Origin of the sequence: Streptomyces sp. NPDC060031 (assembly GCF_042736805.1) — a bacterium.
Lineage (GTDB): Bacteria > Actinomycetota > Actinomycetes > Streptomycetales > Streptomycetaceae > Streptomyces.
This window is the reverse complement of record NZ_JBHWVM010000053.1, coordinates 16,929-31,580: the sequence shown is the minus strand read 5'-3', so window position 1 is coordinate 31,580 and position 14,652 is coordinate 16,929. Positions and strand designations below refer to the sequence as shown.

At 70.0% G+C, this 14,652-nt stretch carries 13 protein-coding genes and 5 tRNA genes; 5 read left to right on the top strand and 13 right to left on the bottom strand.

The annotated features are described in order from the left end of the window. Nucleotides 1–259: 259 nt before the first annotated feature. The 4 genes from ACFWB8_RS22880 to leuC form a co-directional block, all read right to left on the bottom strand. Nucleotides 260–934, bottom strand: coding sequence for an HU family DNA-binding protein (locus ACFWB8_RS22880; protein ID WP_385229986.1), 675 nt, complete (start codon nucleotides 932–934; stop codon nucleotides 260–262). A 144-nt stretch (nucleotides 935–1,078) separates the two neighbouring features. Next, nucleotides 1,079–1,306 (bottom strand): hypothetical protein, encoded by a 228-nt coding sequence (locus ACFWB8_RS22875; RefSeq protein ID WP_008739877.1) that lies wholly within the window; start codon nucleotides 1,304–1,306, stop codon nucleotides 1,079–1,081. A gap of 137 nt (nucleotides 1,307–1,443) precedes the next feature. Continuing rightward, nucleotides 1,444–2,037: a 3-isopropylmalate dehydratase small subunit gene (gene leuD, locus ACFWB8_RS22870; protein ID WP_385229983.1), complete on the bottom strand. Its 594-nt coding sequence runs from the start codon at nucleotides 2,035–2,037 to the stop codon at nucleotides 1,444–1,446. 3 nt (nucleotides 2,038–2,040) lie between these two features. Further along, complete coding sequence (gene leuC / locus ACFWB8_RS22865) at nucleotides 2,041–3,465, bottom strand: 3-isopropylmalate dehydratase large subunit (RefSeq protein ID WP_385229980.1); 1,425 nt, start codon at nucleotides 3,463–3,465, stop codon at nucleotides 2,041–2,043. A 119-nt stretch (nucleotides 3,466–3,584) separates the two neighbouring features. Between leuC and ndgR the strand changes: the two genes are divergently transcribed. Beyond that, complete coding sequence (ndgR, locus tag ACFWB8_RS22860; RefSeq protein ID WP_073911130.1) at nucleotides 3,585–4,301, top strand: IclR family transcriptional regulator NdgR; 717 nt, start codon at nucleotides 3,585–3,587, stop codon at nucleotides 4,299–4,301. 175 nt (nucleotides 4,302–4,476) lie between these two features. Here the strand turns inward: ndgR and ACFWB8_RS22855 are convergent. From ACFWB8_RS22855 to ACFWB8_RS22815, 9 genes are all read right to left on the bottom strand, one after another. Further along, a tRNA-Glu gene (locus ACFWB8_RS22855) sits at nucleotides 4,477–4,549 on the bottom strand. A 22-nt stretch (nucleotides 4,550–4,571) separates the two neighbouring features. Continuing rightward, a tRNA-Gln gene (locus ACFWB8_RS22850) sits at nucleotides 4,572–4,643 on the bottom strand. 24 nt (nucleotides 4,644–4,667) lie between these two features. Then, nucleotides 4,668–4,740, bottom strand: a tRNA-Glu gene (locus tag ACFWB8_RS22845). A 61-nt stretch (nucleotides 4,741–4,801) separates the two neighbouring features. Next, nucleotides 4,802–4,874: transfer RNA gene (locus ACFWB8_RS22840), tRNA-Glu, on the bottom strand. 26 nt (nucleotides 4,875–4,900) lie between these two features. Beyond that, nucleotides 4,901–4,972, bottom strand: a tRNA-Gln gene (locus ACFWB8_RS22835). Nucleotides 4,973–5,057: 85 nt separating this feature from the next. Next, the gene (locus tag ACFWB8_RS22830) at nucleotides 5,058–5,786 is read right to left on the bottom strand and encodes an HAD family hydrolase (RefSeq protein WP_385229976.1); all 729 of its coding nucleotides are present in this window, start codon (nucleotides 5,784–5,786) and stop codon (nucleotides 5,058–5,060) included. 110 nt (nucleotides 5,787–5,896) lie between these two features. Beyond that, nucleotides 5,897–7,411 (bottom strand): glutamate--tRNA ligase, encoded by a 1,515-nt coding sequence (gene gltX, locus ACFWB8_RS22825; protein WP_385229973.1) that lies wholly within the window; start codon nucleotides 7,409–7,411, stop codon nucleotides 5,897–5,899. Continuing rightward, entirely contained in the window at nucleotides 7,404–8,192 is a 789-nt protein-coding gene (locus tag ACFWB8_RS22820; RefSeq protein ID WP_385229970.1) for a fumarylacetoacetate hydrolase family protein, read from the bottom strand. Before ACFWB8_RS22820 ends, gltX begins: the two co-directional genes overlap by 8 nt. A 98-nt stretch (nucleotides 8,193–8,290) precedes the next feature. Further along, nucleotides 8,291–8,473: a hypothetical protein gene (locus tag ACFWB8_RS22815; RefSeq protein WP_385229967.1), complete on the bottom strand. Its 183-nt coding sequence runs from the start codon at nucleotides 8,471–8,473 to the stop codon at nucleotides 8,291–8,293. Between the two features lie 589 nt (nucleotides 8,474–9,062). Here ACFWB8_RS22815 and ACFWB8_RS22810 point away from each other — a divergent pair. The 4 genes from ACFWB8_RS22810 (at nucleotide 9,063) to ACFWB8_RS22795 (ending at nucleotide 14,359) form a co-directional block, all read left to right on the top strand. Further along, complete coding sequence (locus tag ACFWB8_RS22810) at nucleotides 9,063–12,827, top strand: nitrate- and nitrite sensing domain-containing protein (RefSeq protein ID WP_385229964.1); 3,765 nt, start codon at nucleotides 9,063–9,065, stop codon at nucleotides 12,825–12,827. A gap of 9 nt (nucleotides 12,828–12,836) precedes the next feature. Then, complete coding sequence (locus ACFWB8_RS22805; RefSeq protein WP_385230043.1) at nucleotides 12,837–13,250, top strand: roadblock/LC7 domain-containing protein; 414 nt, start codon at nucleotides 12,837–12,839, stop codon at nucleotides 13,248–13,250. 151 nt (nucleotides 13,251–13,401) lie between these two features. Continuing rightward, nucleotides 13,402–13,794 (top strand): DUF742 domain-containing protein, encoded by a 393-nt coding sequence (locus ACFWB8_RS22800; RefSeq protein ID WP_007266775.1) that lies wholly within the window; start codon nucleotides 13,402–13,404, stop codon nucleotides 13,792–13,794. Continuing rightward, complete coding sequence (locus tag ACFWB8_RS22795; protein WP_385229961.1) at nucleotides 13,775–14,359, top strand: ATP/GTP-binding protein; 585 nt, start codon at nucleotides 13,775–13,777, stop codon at nucleotides 14,357–14,359. The genes ACFWB8_RS22800 and ACFWB8_RS22795 overlap by 20 nt, the downstream gene beginning before the upstream one ends. Nucleotides 14,360–14,652: the final 293 nt, after the last annotated feature.

Below are 14,652 nucleotides of genomic sequence, written 5' to 3'. Positions count from 1 at the left end.
CACGTACGACTCCCAGACCCGCAGCGGCAGTGTGCTGCTGGACGACGGCACCCCGGTGCCCTTCGAGGCCCCTGCCTTCGACGCGGGCGGCCTGCGGCTGCTGCGGCCGGGCCAGCGGGTCCGGATCGAGACGGACGGCGAGGGCGCGGGCCTGCGGATCAGCCTGATCACGCTGCAGACCTTCTGAGCCTGGAGCAACGCACGGGGGGCCGGCTTCCCCCTCCAGGGGAAGCCGGCCCGGCGCGTGTGACCCGCGCCCTTACTTCTTGCGGGCGGTGGTCTTCTTCGCGGTGGCCTTGCGCGTCGCCGTCTTCTTGGCGGGCGCCGTGGTCTTCGCGGTGGCCTTCTTGGCGGCCGGGGCCGTCTTCTTGGCGGTCGCGGTGGTCTTCTTCGCCGTCGCGGCGGCCTTCTTGACCGTGGCCTTCTTCGCCGCCGGGGTGGCCTTCTTCGCCACGGTGGTCTTGGCGACGGCCTTCTTCGCGGTCGCGGTGGTGGTCTTCTTGGCTGTGACCTTCTTGGCGACCGCGGTCTTCGCCGCCGTCTTCTTGGCGGTGGTGGCCTTCTTGGCCGCGGCCTTCTTGACCGTCGCGGAAGCGCCACCGGTGAGGCTGCCCTTGGGCGCCTTCTTCACCGAGACCTCGCCGCCCTTGGGGAGCTTCTTGGTGCCGGCGACCAGGTCCTTGAAGCCCTGGCCCGCACGGAAGCGGGGAACCGAGGTCTTCTTGACCCGGACGCGCTCTCCCGTCTGGGGGTTGCGGGCGTAACGGGCCGGGCGGTCGACCTTCTCGAACGAGCCGAAGCCCGTGACCGAGACCCGGTCGCCGGCGACGGTCGCGCGGACGATGGCGTCCAGTACCGCGTCGACGGCGTCCGCGGCCTGCTGGCGGCCGCCCACCTTGTCGGCAATCGCTTCTACGAGCTGCGCCTTGTTCACGTCTTCCCCTTCGGAGACTTCGCCAGAACGAATGTGTTCAAGCTTATTTCGCACGTTAGGCGGATATATACCGCAAATCAAACACGAAACGGGCTAATCACCCTAGTGCCGCAACGCTTTAGACCGTTACGGAGTTCCTTCGCATCAGTCGCCTTCAGGGAATCGACCCTCGTCGAGGTCCTTCATCAACCTGTCCAGGCGCCTTGCCGCATCGGCGAGATCGTGCTTCGCCGCGGCCGTGACGACCAACAGCTTCCGGGAGAGCGCCATCCTTACGCCCTCCGGGACTTGCAGCGTGCGCACCCTTGTGTGTGCTTCTTTCAACCGGTCCGCGACGAGTTCGTAGAGCTCGAGTTGACTGTCGCGTTCCATGCACAGATTGTGCCATCTGGGGCGAGTTGTCGCCTCACGGGGCCTCAACAAACGGCTGTGCCCCCTGCCGGAAGGCAGGGGGCACAGTGTTGCCGATGTGATCACCCAAGGGCGAATAAGCGCTGATCAGGCAGGAATCAAGCCTGAATCGTGCGCGGCTTGAAGGCCGGTCGGGCGCTTTCGTAGGTGGCGATGTCCGCTTCGTTCTGAAGGGTGAGGGAGATGTCGTCCAGACCCTCCAGCAGCCTCCACCGCGCGTTGTCGTCGAGTTCGAACTCGGCGGTGATGCCTTCGGCTCGGACCTGGCGGGCGACGAGGTCGACCGTGATCTCGGCGGTGGGGTCGGCCTCGGTCAGCTTCAACAGCTGCTCGACGGTCTCCTGGGGCAGGACGACGGTCAGCAGCCCGTTCTTCAGCGAGTTGCCGCGGAAGATGTCGGCGAACCGCGAGGAGATGACCGTCTTGAACCCGAAGTTCTGCAGCGCCCAGACGGCGTGTTCACGGGAGGAGCCGGTGCCGAAGTCGGGGCCGGCGACCAGGACGGTCGCCCCCGCGCGCTCCGGCTGGTTGGTGATGAACTGCGGGTCCTTGCGCCAGGCCTCGAAGAGACCGTCCTCGAAACCGTCGCGTGTGATCTTCTTCAGCCAGTGGGCGGGGATGATCTGGTCGGTGTCGACGTTGGAGCGGCGTAGCGGGACGGCTCGGCCGGTGTGGGTGGTGAAGGCTTCCATGGTTCAGACTCCGGCGGTCGCGGTGGCTTCGGTCAGGTCGGCGGGAGAGGCCAAGTGGCCCAGTACCGCGGTGGCGGCCGCGACCTGCGGGGAGACCAGGTGGGTGCGTCCGCCCTTGCCCTGGCGGCCCTCGAAGTTGCGGTTGGAGGTGGACGCGGAGCGCTCACCGGGCGCCAGTTGGTCGGGGTTCATGCCCAGACACATCGAGCAGCCCGCGTGCCGCCATTCGGCGCCGGCCTCCTTGAAGACCTTGTCCAGACCCTCTTCGACGGCCTGGAGGGCCACGCGGACGGAGCCCGGGACGACCAGCATCCGTACGCCGTCGGCGACTTTGCGGCCGCCGATGACCCCGGCCACGGCCCGCAGGTCCTCGATGCGGCCGTTGGTGCAGGAACCTACGAAGACGGTGTCGACCTTGATGTCACGCAGCGGCTGTCCGGCCGTCAACCCCATGTATTCCAGGGCCTTTTCGGCGGCGTGCCGCTCCGATGCGTCCTCGTACGAAGCCGGGTCGGGGACGTTGGCGGACAGGGGCGCGCCCTGGCCCGGGTTGGTGCCCCAGGTGACGAACGGCGCCAGCGCGGCACCGTCGATGACGACCTCGGCGTCGAAGACCGCGTCGTCGTCGGTGCGCAGGGTCTTCCAGTACGCGACCGCCGCGTCCCACTCCTCGCCCGTCGGGGCGTGGTCGCGGCCCTCCAGGTAGTCGAAGGTGGTCTGGTCGGGGGCGATCATGCCCGCGCGGGCGCCGGCCTCGATCGACATGTTGCAGATGGTCATGCGGGCTTCCATCGAGAGCTTCTCGACGGCCTCGCCGCGGTATTCCAGGATGTAGCCCTGGCCGCCGCCGGTGCCGATCTTGGCGATGATCGCCAGGATCAGGTCTTTGGCGGTGACGCCCTCGGCCAGCGCTCCGGTGACGGTGATCGCCATCGTCTTCGGCCGGGCCAGCGGCAGCGTCTGGGTGGCCAGGACGTGCTCGACCTGGCTGGTGCCGATGCCGAAGGCCAGCGCGCCGAACGCGCCGTGCGTGGAGGTGTGGGAGTCGCCGCAGACCACCGTGGTGCCCGGCTGCGTCAGACCCAGCTGCGGTCCCACGACGTGGACGACGCCCTGCTCGACGTCGCCCAGCGAGTGGAGGCGGACACCGAACTCCGCGCAGTTCGCGCGCAGCGTCTCCAGCTGCGCCCGGGAGACCGGGTCCGCGATCGGCTTGTCGATGTCGATGGTGGGGGTGTTGTGGTCTTCTGTCGCGATGGTGAGGTCGAGGCGTCGGACCTTGCGGCCGGCCTGGCGCAGGCCCTCGAAGGCCTGCGGGCTGGTCACCTCGTGCAGCAGGTGCAGATCGATGAAGAGAAGGTCGGGCTCGCCCTCGGCGCGCCGGACGACATGGTCGTCCCAGACCTTCTCCGCGAGTGTCCTACCCATCGCTTTCCCTCCAGCTCACCGTCCCGGACCCAGTGGTTCGTGGACCCGTACATACAGACTCGCTGTTTCTTGGAAAAATTGAACTTGCGTTTCACAGTGTGAGACGTGAATATCGTTTCATGGACAACTCTAGCGGCGTCGGCGTTCTCGACAAGGCAGCTCTGGTACTGAGCGCACTGGAGTCCGGTCCGGCCACCCTCGCCGGGCTGGTCGCGGCGACAGGGCTCGCACGACCCACGGCACATCGCCTTGCCGTGGCACTGGAACACCACCGGATGGTGGCGAGGGACATGCAGGGCCGGTTCATCCTCGGACCGCGGCTGGCGGAGCTCGCCGCCGCGGCCGGCGAGGACCGCCTGCTGGCCACGGCCGGACCGGTGCTCACCCACCTCCGGGACGTGACGGGCGAGAGCGCGCAGCTCTACCGGCGTCAGGGCGACATGCGCATCTGCGTGGCGGCCGCCGAGCGGCTGTCGGGCCTGCGGGACACCGTCCCGGTGGGCTCCACGCTCCCGATGAAGGCCGGCTCGGCGGCGCAGATCCTGATGGCCTGGGAGGAGCCCGAGCGGCTCCACCGCGGGCTGCAGGGCGCGCGCTTCACGGCGACGGCCCTGTCGGGCGTACGCCGCCGCGGCTGGGCGCAGTCGATCGGTGAGCGGGAGCCCGGCGTGGCCTCTGTCTCGGCGCCGGTGCGCGGGCCCTCGAACCGTGTGGTGGCCTCCGTGTCGGTCTCCGGGCCGATCGAGCGCCTGACCCGGCACCCGGGCCGGATGCACGCCCAGGCCGTCATCGACGCGGCCGCCCGGCTCTCGGAGGCCCTGCGCCGCTCCGGCTGAGCCCTTCCGCCGGCCTGACCGACCTTCCCACCACTCCCCCGGGCCCGGGGGCGCGTACGACGCCGCACACGTCCGAACACGCGCCTCCGGGTCCGTACTTGTCCGCGCCGACCGCCCGGGCCGGTACACGGCGAAGAGGCCCTCCGCGATGATCGCGAAGGGCCTCCTCCGTGCGTACCCCCGACCGGATTCGAACCGGCGCTACCGCCTTGAGAGGGCGGCGTGCTAGGCCGCTACACAACGGGGGCTAGCTGCTACTGCGGTACTGCGCTGGGCTACCAGGACTCGAACCTAGAATAAGAGAACCAGAAACTCTCGTGTTGCCAATTACACTATAGCCCAAAGGTCTAGACCAGCTAGACACCGTACCCCCGACCGGATTCGAACCGGCGCTACCGCCTTGAGAGGGCGGCGTGCTAGGCCGCTACACAACGGGGGCCCTAGCGATCCTGCATCAAAACATCCGGGTGCGACCCTGGAGATCTCGCGGGAAGGATCTGTACCCCCGACCGGATTCGAACCGGCGCTACCGCCTTGAGAGGGCGGCGTGCTAGGCCGCTACACAACGGGGGCAAGCACTGCGTTACTTCTGCACTGCGCTGGGCTACCAGGACTCGAACCTAGAATAAGGGAACCAGAAACCCTCGTGTTGCCAATTACACTATAGCCCACCAAAACTCAAGCCCCTGAGGTACTTTCGTTTGGTTAGCGCCTCCGTCCGGCCTTTCGGCCCGCTCCGGCGGCGCAGAAAGAACATTACCGGATGCCTGACCGTGCTCCAAAACGGGTATCTGCAGCCAGCAGCTCCGGCAGCCGGTCGAGTCCGGCGATCCGGTGCACACCGGCAGGGCCCGGTCCCCGGCCGCCGTCGCGGTCGAGCCAGACCGCCGTCAGCCCGGCGTCACGGGCGCCGCGCGCGTCGATCTCCGGCTGGTCCCCGACGTACGCCACCTCGTGCGGCGGGAGCCCCATCTCGGCGCAGGCGCCGAGGAAGGCGGCCGCGTCGGGCTTGCTCACACCCAGTTCGGCGGCGCACACCAGCACCTCGAAGCGGTCGCGCAGGCCGAGGTGGCGCAACTTGGGGTCCTGGGCGGCGGTGGAGGAGTTGGAGAGCACCCCGTGCCGGTAGACCCCTGCGAGGGCGTCCAGTACGGGCACGACGTCGGGGAACAGCGCCCAGGCGGCCTTGTAGTGCTCGACGTAGCGGCCGAACCAGGCGTCGGCCTCGTCGTCGATCATGCCGGGCGCCCCGAGGAACTCCCGCACCCGGTCCCGGCGCTGCCCGGGGAAGGTGACCTCCCCGGCGCCGAAGCGCGCCCAGTGCCGTTCGGTGAGCCGGCGCCACAGCGCGAGCGCCTCCGCGGCGGTCCCGTAACGCTCCCCCAGCCCCTCCTCTGCGAGCTGCCGCGCGAGCCCGGCGGTGTCGGCCCCGGTGTAGTCGAACAGGGTGTCGTCGATGTCCCACAGCACGGCACGGATCGGCATGGCCCCGAGCCTACGCCCGAGGCCGCGCCCGCACCTCGCGAATGCCGCAGGGGGCGGTCGCCGGGTTCGGCGGCCGCCCCCTGCGGGACGTACGGGAGGAGCGCGGAAGGCTACGCGGCGAGCTTCGCCAGGGTCGCGTCGATGCGGGACAGGGAGCGGTCCTTGCCCAGGATCTCCAGGGACTCGAACAGCGGCAGGCCGACCGTGCGGCCGGTGACGGCGACACGGACCGGGGCCTGGGCCTTGCCGAGCTTGAGGCCGTGGGCCTCGCCGGCGGTCAGGACAGCCTGCTTGAGGGACTCGGGGTCGCTCCAGTCGGCGGCGGCGAGGTTCTCGCGCGCCGTCGTCAGCAGGGCCGCCGGCTCGCCCTTCATCGCCTTGTCCCAGGACGCCTGGTCCTCGACCGGCTCCTTCAGGAAGAGGAAGTCGACGTTCGCGGTGATGTCCGAGAGGACCGTGACGCGGGTCTGGGCGTACGGCGCGATGCGCTCCCAGGCCGCGGCGTCGAAGTCCTCGGGCGCCCAGTTGGCGTGCGGGGCCCGCAGCCACGGGGCGCAGGCGTCCGCGAAGGCCTTCGGGTCCAGCAGGCGGATGTGGTCGGCGTTGATCGCCTCGGCCTTCTTGAGGTCGAAGCGTGCCGGGTTGGCGTTCACGTCCGGGATGTCGAACTTCGCCACCATCTCCTCGATCGAGAAGATGTCCTGGTCCTTGGAGAAGGACCAGCCGAGGAGCGAGAGGTAGTTCAGCAGGCCCTCGGGGAGGAAGCCGCGCTCGCGGTACAGGTTGAGCGAGGCCTCGGGGTCGCGCTTGGAGAGCTTCTTGTTGCCCTCGCCCATCACGTACGGCAGGTGGCCGAAGGCGGGGGTCGCCTTGGCGACGCCCAGCTCGGTCAGCGCCTTGTACAGCGCGATCTGGCGCGGGGTCGACGAGAGGAGGTCCTCGCCGCGCAGGACGTGGGTGATCTCCATCAGCGCGTCGTCGACCGGGTTGACCAGGGTGTACAGCGGGGCGCCGTTGGCCCGGACGATGCCGAAGTCCGGCACGTTGTCGGGGGTGAAGGACAGCTCGCCGCGGACCAGGTCCGTGAAGGTGATGGTCTCGTCGGGCATCCGGAAGCGGACGATCGAGGAGCGGTGCTCGCCCTGGAACGCCTCCAGCTGCACGGTGGTCAGCTGGCGGCAGTGGCCGTCGTAGCCGGAGGGCTTGCCGGCCGCGCGGGCGGCGGCGCGACGCGCGTCGAGCTCCTCGGTGGTGCAGTAGCAGTGGTAGGCGTAGCCGCCGTCGAGCAGCTTCTGCGCGACATCCTTGTAGATGTCCATCCGCTCGGACTGGCGGTACGGGGCGTGCGGACCGCCCACCTCGGGACCCTCGTCCCAGGTGAAGCCGAGCCAGCGCAGCGAGTCGAGCAGCTGGACGTACGACTCCTCGGAGTCGCGTGCCGCGTCGGTGTCCTCGATGCGGAAGACGAACGTGCCGCCGTGGTGGCGGGCGAACGCCCAGTTGAAGAGGGCCGTGCGGACCAGGCCCACGTGGGGGTTGCCGGTCGGGGAGGGACAGAAACGTACGCGGGGGGGTACCCCCTGCTCGAGCGGAGTCGAGAGCTTGGGGGAGTTCGCGTTAGCCACGCTTGATCACCTTGTTGGTGAGAGTGCCGATGCCTTCGATGGTGACGGCGACCTCGTCGCCGACGTTGAGGGGGCCGACTCCGGCCGGGGTCCCCGTGAGGATGACGTCGCCGGGGAGCAGCGTCATGGCCTCGGTGATGTGGACGATCAGGTCCTCGATGGAGCGGACCATCTCGCTGGTGCGGCCGAGCTGGCGCTGTTCGCCGTTGACGGTGCACTGGATGGTCAGGTCGCTCGGGTCCAGATCGGTCTCGATCCAGGGGCCGAGCGGGCAGGCGCTGTCGAAGCCCTTGGCGCGGGCCCACTGCTTCTCACGCTGCTGGACGTCGCGCGCGGTGACGTCGTTGGCGCAGGTGTAGCCGAGGATCACTTCCTTGACGCGCTCGCGCGGGACCTCGCGGCACATGCGGCCGATGACCACGGCGAGTTCCGCCTCGTGGTGGAGGTCCTGGGAGAAGGAGGGGTACGTGATCGGGTCGCCCGGGCCGACCACCGAGGTGGAGGGCTTGAAGAAGGTGATGGGCGCGTCGGGGACCTCGTTGCCGAGCTCCGCCGCGTGCTCCGCGTAGTTGCGGCCGATGGCCACGACCTTGTTCGGGAGCACGGGCGGCAGCAGCCGGACCTTGCTGAGCGGGACCTTCGTACCGGAGAGCTCGAAGTCCGCGAACGGGATGCCCTTGATGATGTCGAGGACGAGCTCCCCCTCGGCGCCGGGGGCGGCGTCGCCCTCGACCGCGCCGAAGGCGACATTGCCGTCGATCGAGAACCTGGCGATGCGCACGTGTTGCGTCTGCCCCTCTGTATTTCCGCTGGCTGGAGTCTGCGGTCCCCAGGCTAACGCGGTGGGCGCCGTCGCTCCGCGCGCGTTTTGCGCGAGATCTACTGCGCGGCGGCGACCGGGGCGTCCATCAGGATCGTGCGGCGCGGGTTCGCGGTCTGGGCCGGCAGCTCGGCGGTGTGCTCCGGGGTCGCCACGGCCTGCAGCTCCTCGGCGTCCTTGAGGTGGGCGAGGGTGGTGCGGCGCGGGTTGGCTATGTTGCGGAACATCATCGTCGTCTTCATCGGAGTCTGGGGCCCTCGGCTCGCTCGTCGGATCTTGGATTTGGATCTTGAATGGTGGATGCTTGTCGGATGCATCAACCCTGTAAAGGGCAAGGCTAAACATCTGAATCGTCGGCCAAGTCGGGAAGTAATGGCCACAGCTGTGTGAGTTTGCTCACCAGGGACCACTCATTACGGGCATTACGGGCAGTCAATTCCGTCCGGAGAAACGGACATTGCGCCACTGAATGCGCCATTCCGCTCCCGATCATCGCGACTGGGACACCTTGACAGGCGCAGGGTTTGGGCGGTGTAAGTCCGATTCTTCACTAAATGGCTTCCACGTCGCGTAGTGCATGGGTCACAAGCCGTGACCGACTCTCCGGGGTGACACTCGCACCTTGTTGGAGATCCGCCTCTGTGCTGGAATTCGCGGGACCGCCGCGGGAATCAGCCGGCGCGCAGGTGGCGCGACTCAGCGCCGAGCGCGGTGGCAAGGAGAGGGAGACGCGCCGGTCACCGACGACCACCATGGGGCGCACCGCCCCAAGACTCGACACCGTCCCACCGGTCGCCCGGCGGGACGCCTGGTCCAGAGGTTGCGACGCTAGTGCAGGGACGATTCAAGAGGGATGGCAAGGGGTCTCCCCAGGCCCAGGGCCGAGGGGAAGCCGCGGCGGAGCAGGAGCCCCGCGGCGGGACCGACCGTGGCTCTTCGCCCCAGCACGCCCAGAACCGCGGGCCGGCTGTCGAGGGCGCGAGCGCCGATTCTTCCGCCACGGTGAGGGCCAAGGGCCGCGGCAAGTCCGTCAGGGCCGCCCAGCCCAAGGACGAGCTCGCCGAGCGGGACACGTCGATACCCAAGGCCCCCAGCGGGCCCGGTTCCCGTCTCGCCATGCAGAACTGGCGCATCAGCACGCGACTGGTGTCGCTGCTGACCCTGCCCGTCGTCGCCGCGACCACGCTCGGTGGCTTCCGCATCAACGACTCGCTCAACGACATCGCGCAGCTGGAGCACATGCAGCTGCTGACGACGATGACCCGGCAGGCCACCAACCTGGCCGCCATGCTCCAGGAGGAGCGGGACAAGTCGGCCGGTCCGATGTCGCTCACCAGGGACGGCAAGAGCAACAGCCTCGTCCAGGGTGTCCGCGACCAGACCGACGCCGCCGCCGACGCCTTCGAGGCCGCGACCGAGAAGGTCGACAACGCGGAGGACAAGGACGAGACCCTCAAGTCGATCCGCAACAACATCCTGCAGATCGGCCGCCAGCTCACCGGCATCGAGGACATCCGCAAGAAGGCGTACGTCAACGGCGCCCAGCAGACCGTCACCGAGTACAACGCGCTGATCGTCTCGCTGCTCTCGCTCTCCCAGGACATGGCCCAGGCCACCTCCAGCCCCGAGATGATCAAGCGCACGCGCGCCCTGGCGGCCTTCTCGTCCGCCAAGGAGTACGCCTCCATCCAGCGCGCCGTCATCGCCGCCTCGCTCCCCGAGAGCGGCGACAAGCCCGGCGACCTGAAGGAGAACGACCGCCTGTACGCGCTCTCCGCGCTCCGCGGCGAGAGCCAGTCGAAGAAGACCTTCGAACTCGTCTACCAGGGCAAGCCCGAGGAGCTCCTCGCGGCGCTCGGCGACGGCAACACGGAGATCGGCAGCGCCGACCACTACGCCCGTCGCGTCCTGAGCACCCAGGGGCAGTTCGGCAAGGAGAAGAACCGGTCCTGGATGGACTGGTACGACGCCGACGACACCAAGCTCCAGGCGATGAAGGTCATCGAGCTCACCCTGCTCGAGGACATGGAGCAGAAGGCCCGCGAGCTCAAGAACGAGTCGCAGCAGGACGCCATCATCAACGGTGCCCTGATCCTCCTCGTCCTCGGTGTCTCCCTCGTCGGCGCCTTCATCATGGCCCGGTCCATGATCCGCTCGCTGCGCCGCCTGCAGGACACCGCGACCCGCGTCGCCCAGGACCGTCTGCCGGAGCTCGTCAAGCAGCTCTCCGAGTCCGACCCGCAGGACGTGGACACGTCCGTGGAGTCGGTCGGTCTGCACACCCGCGACGAGATCGGCCAGGTGGCCGCGGCCTTCGACGACGTGCACCGCGAGGCCGTCCGCCTCGCCGCCGAGCAGGCCCTCCTGCGAGGCAACGTCAACGCGATGTTCACCAACCTCTCGCGCCGCTCGCAGGGCCTCATCCAGCGTCAGCTCTCGCTCATCTCCGAGCTGGAGTCGCGCGAGGCCGACCCGGACCAGCTGTCCTCGCTCTTCAAGCTCGACCACCTCGCGACCCGCATGCGCCGTAACGGCGAAAACCTCCTCGTCCTCGCGGGCGAGGAGCCGGGCCGCCGGTGGACCCGCCCCGTCCCGCTCGTCGACGTGCTCCGTGCCGCCGCGTCCGAGGTGGAGCAGTACGAGCGCATCGAACTCTCGTCGGTGCCCGGCACCGACGTCGCCGGCCGCGTCGTCAACGACCTCGTGCACCTGCTCGCCGAGCTGCTGGAGAACGCCACCTCGTTCTCCTCCCCGCAGACCAAGGTCAAGGTCACCGGTCACGCGCTGCCCGACGGCCGCGTGCTCGTCGAGATCCACGACACCGGCATCGGCCTCTCCCCCGAGGACCTCGCCGCGATCAACGAGCGGCTCGCCTCGCCGCCCACCGTGGACGTCTCCGTCTCCCGCCGCATGGGCCTGTTCGTGGTCGGCCGCCTGTCCCTGCGACACGGCATCCGCATCCAGCTGCGCCCCTCCGACTCGGGCGGTACGACCGCGCTCGTCATGCTGCCGGTCGACGTCGCCCAGGGCGGCAAGAAGCCGGGCCCGATGCCGGGTGCCCCCGGCGGTGTCCCGGGTGGCCCGGCCGGCGCCCAGGGCGGCCCCGCTCAGGCTTCCGTGCCCGGCGGCGGCGCACGTCCCCCCGTGGGCGCGGCGCCGCAGCGCGGCCAGGTCTCCGCGGGCGGCCAGCGCGCCGCCCTCCCCGGGCGCGACGGCGCTCCCGGTCCGCAGCGTCCCGCCGGCCCGCAGGGCCAGCAGGGTCCGCAGGGCGGCCGGTCCCCGCAGCAGGGCGGCAACGGTGCTCCCGGCCAGCGCCCGCAGCAGGGTGCTCCCGCCGGGCAGGGCCAGAACTCCTTCGGCGCGGGCGCACCGCTGCCGGGCCGCGGCCCGGCCGGCGCTCCCGGCGGCCCGCAGGCGCGTCCGGTGCCCGCTCCCTCGGCGGCCGGTCCGACCGGCTTCGCCCAGGGCAACGGCTTCGAGCGTCCGCAGGCCCCGCAGCCGCCGCAGGCCCCGCAGCCCGGCGGCCCCTCGGGTCCCGCCGGCCCCGCGGCCTACCCCGGCCAGGCTCCGGCCGCCCCGGCGGTCCGCGGCCCCCGGCCGCAGCTGCCGCCGCGCGGTGGCGCTCCCCGCCCGGAGCTCCCGGGCGCGGGCAACAACTCCCCCGCCGGGATACCGCAGGCCCCGCAGACCACCAGCTGGGGTGCGGGCCAGCGCGGCCACGACGTCCCGCGCGGGCACGACGAGCTGTCGGGCCCCGGCTCGACCTCGGAGTTCGCCCGCCCGGACTTCAGCGCCCCGTACCCGCAGCAGGCAGGCGGCAACGGCAACCCGGGCAACAGCACCACGGGCCAGTTCGAGCGCCCGGAGCTGCGCGGCCCCGCCGCCTACGCGGACCCCTCCTCCACGGGCCAGTTCGCCCGCCCGGACGTCCAGCCCCAGCGGCCCGGCGGCCCCGGTGTCGGTGGCTACGTGCCCGTGCCCCCGGTGCGTGCGGAAGCCCCGCGGCTGCCTCAGGCGCACCAGCCGGAGGCGCTGCCCCCGGCCGCCCCGAGCACGGACCCCGGCCGCAGCCCGATCTTCGACACGCTGGAGTCGAACTGGTTCCGCCAGGAGGGCGAGCAGCCCCCCGCGCAGGGACCGGCCGTACCCCAGCCCCCGCAGCAGCACCAGCAGTCCGCTCCGGCGGCCCCGGCGCCGGCTCCCCAGCAGCGCGCGCAGCCCCAGCTGCCGCAGCGCGGCCAGGAGCAGGCGGCCGAGTCCCCCCAGACGGCGACCGGTGCCACGCCGACCGTCAGCTGGCGCTCCTCTCCCAACGACGAGCTGATGCGGCAGGCCGAGCGCGTGCGCCAGCCCGCCGCCGGCGGCATCACCACCTCGGGGCTGCCCCGCCGCGTACCACGGGCGAACCTCGTGGCCGGCACGGCGCAGCAGCAGGCCGACGCACAGCCCGGTCCGCAGGTCTCGCGTTCCCCGGACGACGTCCGCGGCCGTCTGACCAACCTCCGACGCGGTATCCAGCAGGGACGTCAGGCCGGCAACAGCGGCCCGGCCACCGGCAGTTACCAGATCGACCCCACTTACCAGCAGGAGCGATAGTTGAGTTCGATGAGCCAGGCGGCACAGAACCTGAACTGGTTGATCACCAACTTCGTGGACAACACCCCTGGGGTGTCCCACACGGTGGTGGTCTCCGCCGACGGACTCCTTCTGGCCATGTCCGAAGGGTTCCCGCGCGACCGCGCCGACCAGCTGGCGGCCGTGGCCTCCGGACTGACGTCGCTCACCGCCGGAGCCTCCCGCATCTTCGAGGGCGGCGCCGTCAACCAGACCGTGGTGGAGATGGACCGGGGGTTCCTCTTCCTCATGTCCGTCTCCGACGGTTCCTCGCTGGCCGTGCTCGCGCACCCCGATTGCGACATCGGCCTCGTGGGCTACGAGATGGCCCTCCTCGTGGACCGCGCGGGCAGCGTCCTCACCCCGGACCTGCGCGCGGAGCTGCAGGGAAGCCTGCTCACCTGACTGCCACCCTCCCGGCCGGACGGTACTTCCGGCCGGGAGACCGGGGCTCACGCCCCGGAACCCAGTACCGCCGCCAGGCCGTCATACCGTCCCCCCACCGGCCGCCCCGTCAGACGGCACGCTGACCACTGCTGTCCAGCCCGGAGGATCAATGACCCCGCCCCCCGCCTACCCCGATGCGTACGGAGATTCGTACTCGGAAGGCGACCAGCCGCTGGTGCGTCCCTATGCGATGACCGGCGGCCGGACCCGGCCCCGCTACCAGCTCGCCATCGAGGCGCTGGTCAGCACCACGGCCGATCCGATGCACCTGTCCGGCCTGCTGCCGGAGCACCAGCGGATCTGCACCCTCTGCCGCGAGGTCAAGTCGGTCGCCGAGGTCTCCGCACTGCTGTCGATGCCGCTCGGTGTCGCCCGGATCCTCGTCGCCGACCTGGCCGAGGCCGGAATGGTGGCCATCCACCAGCCGGGCAATGGAGAGGCCGGCGGCACGCCGGACGTAACGCTGCTCGAGAGGGTGCTCAGTGGACTTCGCAAGCTCTAGCGGCGGAGCGGCTCCTCGCTCCACCACCTCCGCGAAGATCGTGGTGGCGGGCGGCTTCGGCGTGGGCAAGACCACGTTCGTCGGCGCGGTCTCCGAGATCAACCCGCTGCGCACCGAGGCCGTCATGACCTCCGCGAGTGCGGGCATCGACGATCTGACGCACACCGGGGACAAGACGACCACCACGGTCGCGATGGACTTCGGCCGCATCACCCTGGACCAGGACCTGATCCTGTACCTCTTCGGTACCCCGGGCCAGGACCGCTTCTGGTTCATGTGGGACGACCTGGTCCGCGGCGCCATCGGGGCGATCGTGCTCGTCGACACCCGCCGGCTCGCCGACTGCTTCCCGGCCGTCGACTACTTCGAGAACAGCGGCCTGCCCTTCGTGGTGGCGCTCAACGGCTTCGAGGGGCACCAGCCGTACACCCCGGAGGAAGTCCGCGAGGCCCTGCAGATCGGCCCGGACGCCCCCATCATCACCACCGACGCCCGCCACCGCGCGGACGCCAAGAGCGCGCTCATCACGCTCGTCGAGCACGCCCTCATGGCGCGGCTCAAGTAAGCGGTCGCGAAGCGGATCAAGGAAGGGCCGACGCAACGGCTGTTCCGATGTCGAGTTTTGGAGGGCGGGTTGTGTCGTACGACACGGCCCGCCCTCCTGGTTCATAACGTTTCGACAGAGAATTGCCCGTAGTTGGACACTCGGTGCGTTCGTCCGGTTCCACTGCGCTCACAACTGGCCCGGTTTTTGCCGCAGGACGCTCTTTATGTCCGGTTTATGTGGGGCATAAGGCTCTGGGAATGGCCGGTTTCAACTGTTTGGAACACGGCCGTTAACCGTGCTGGAATTCAACG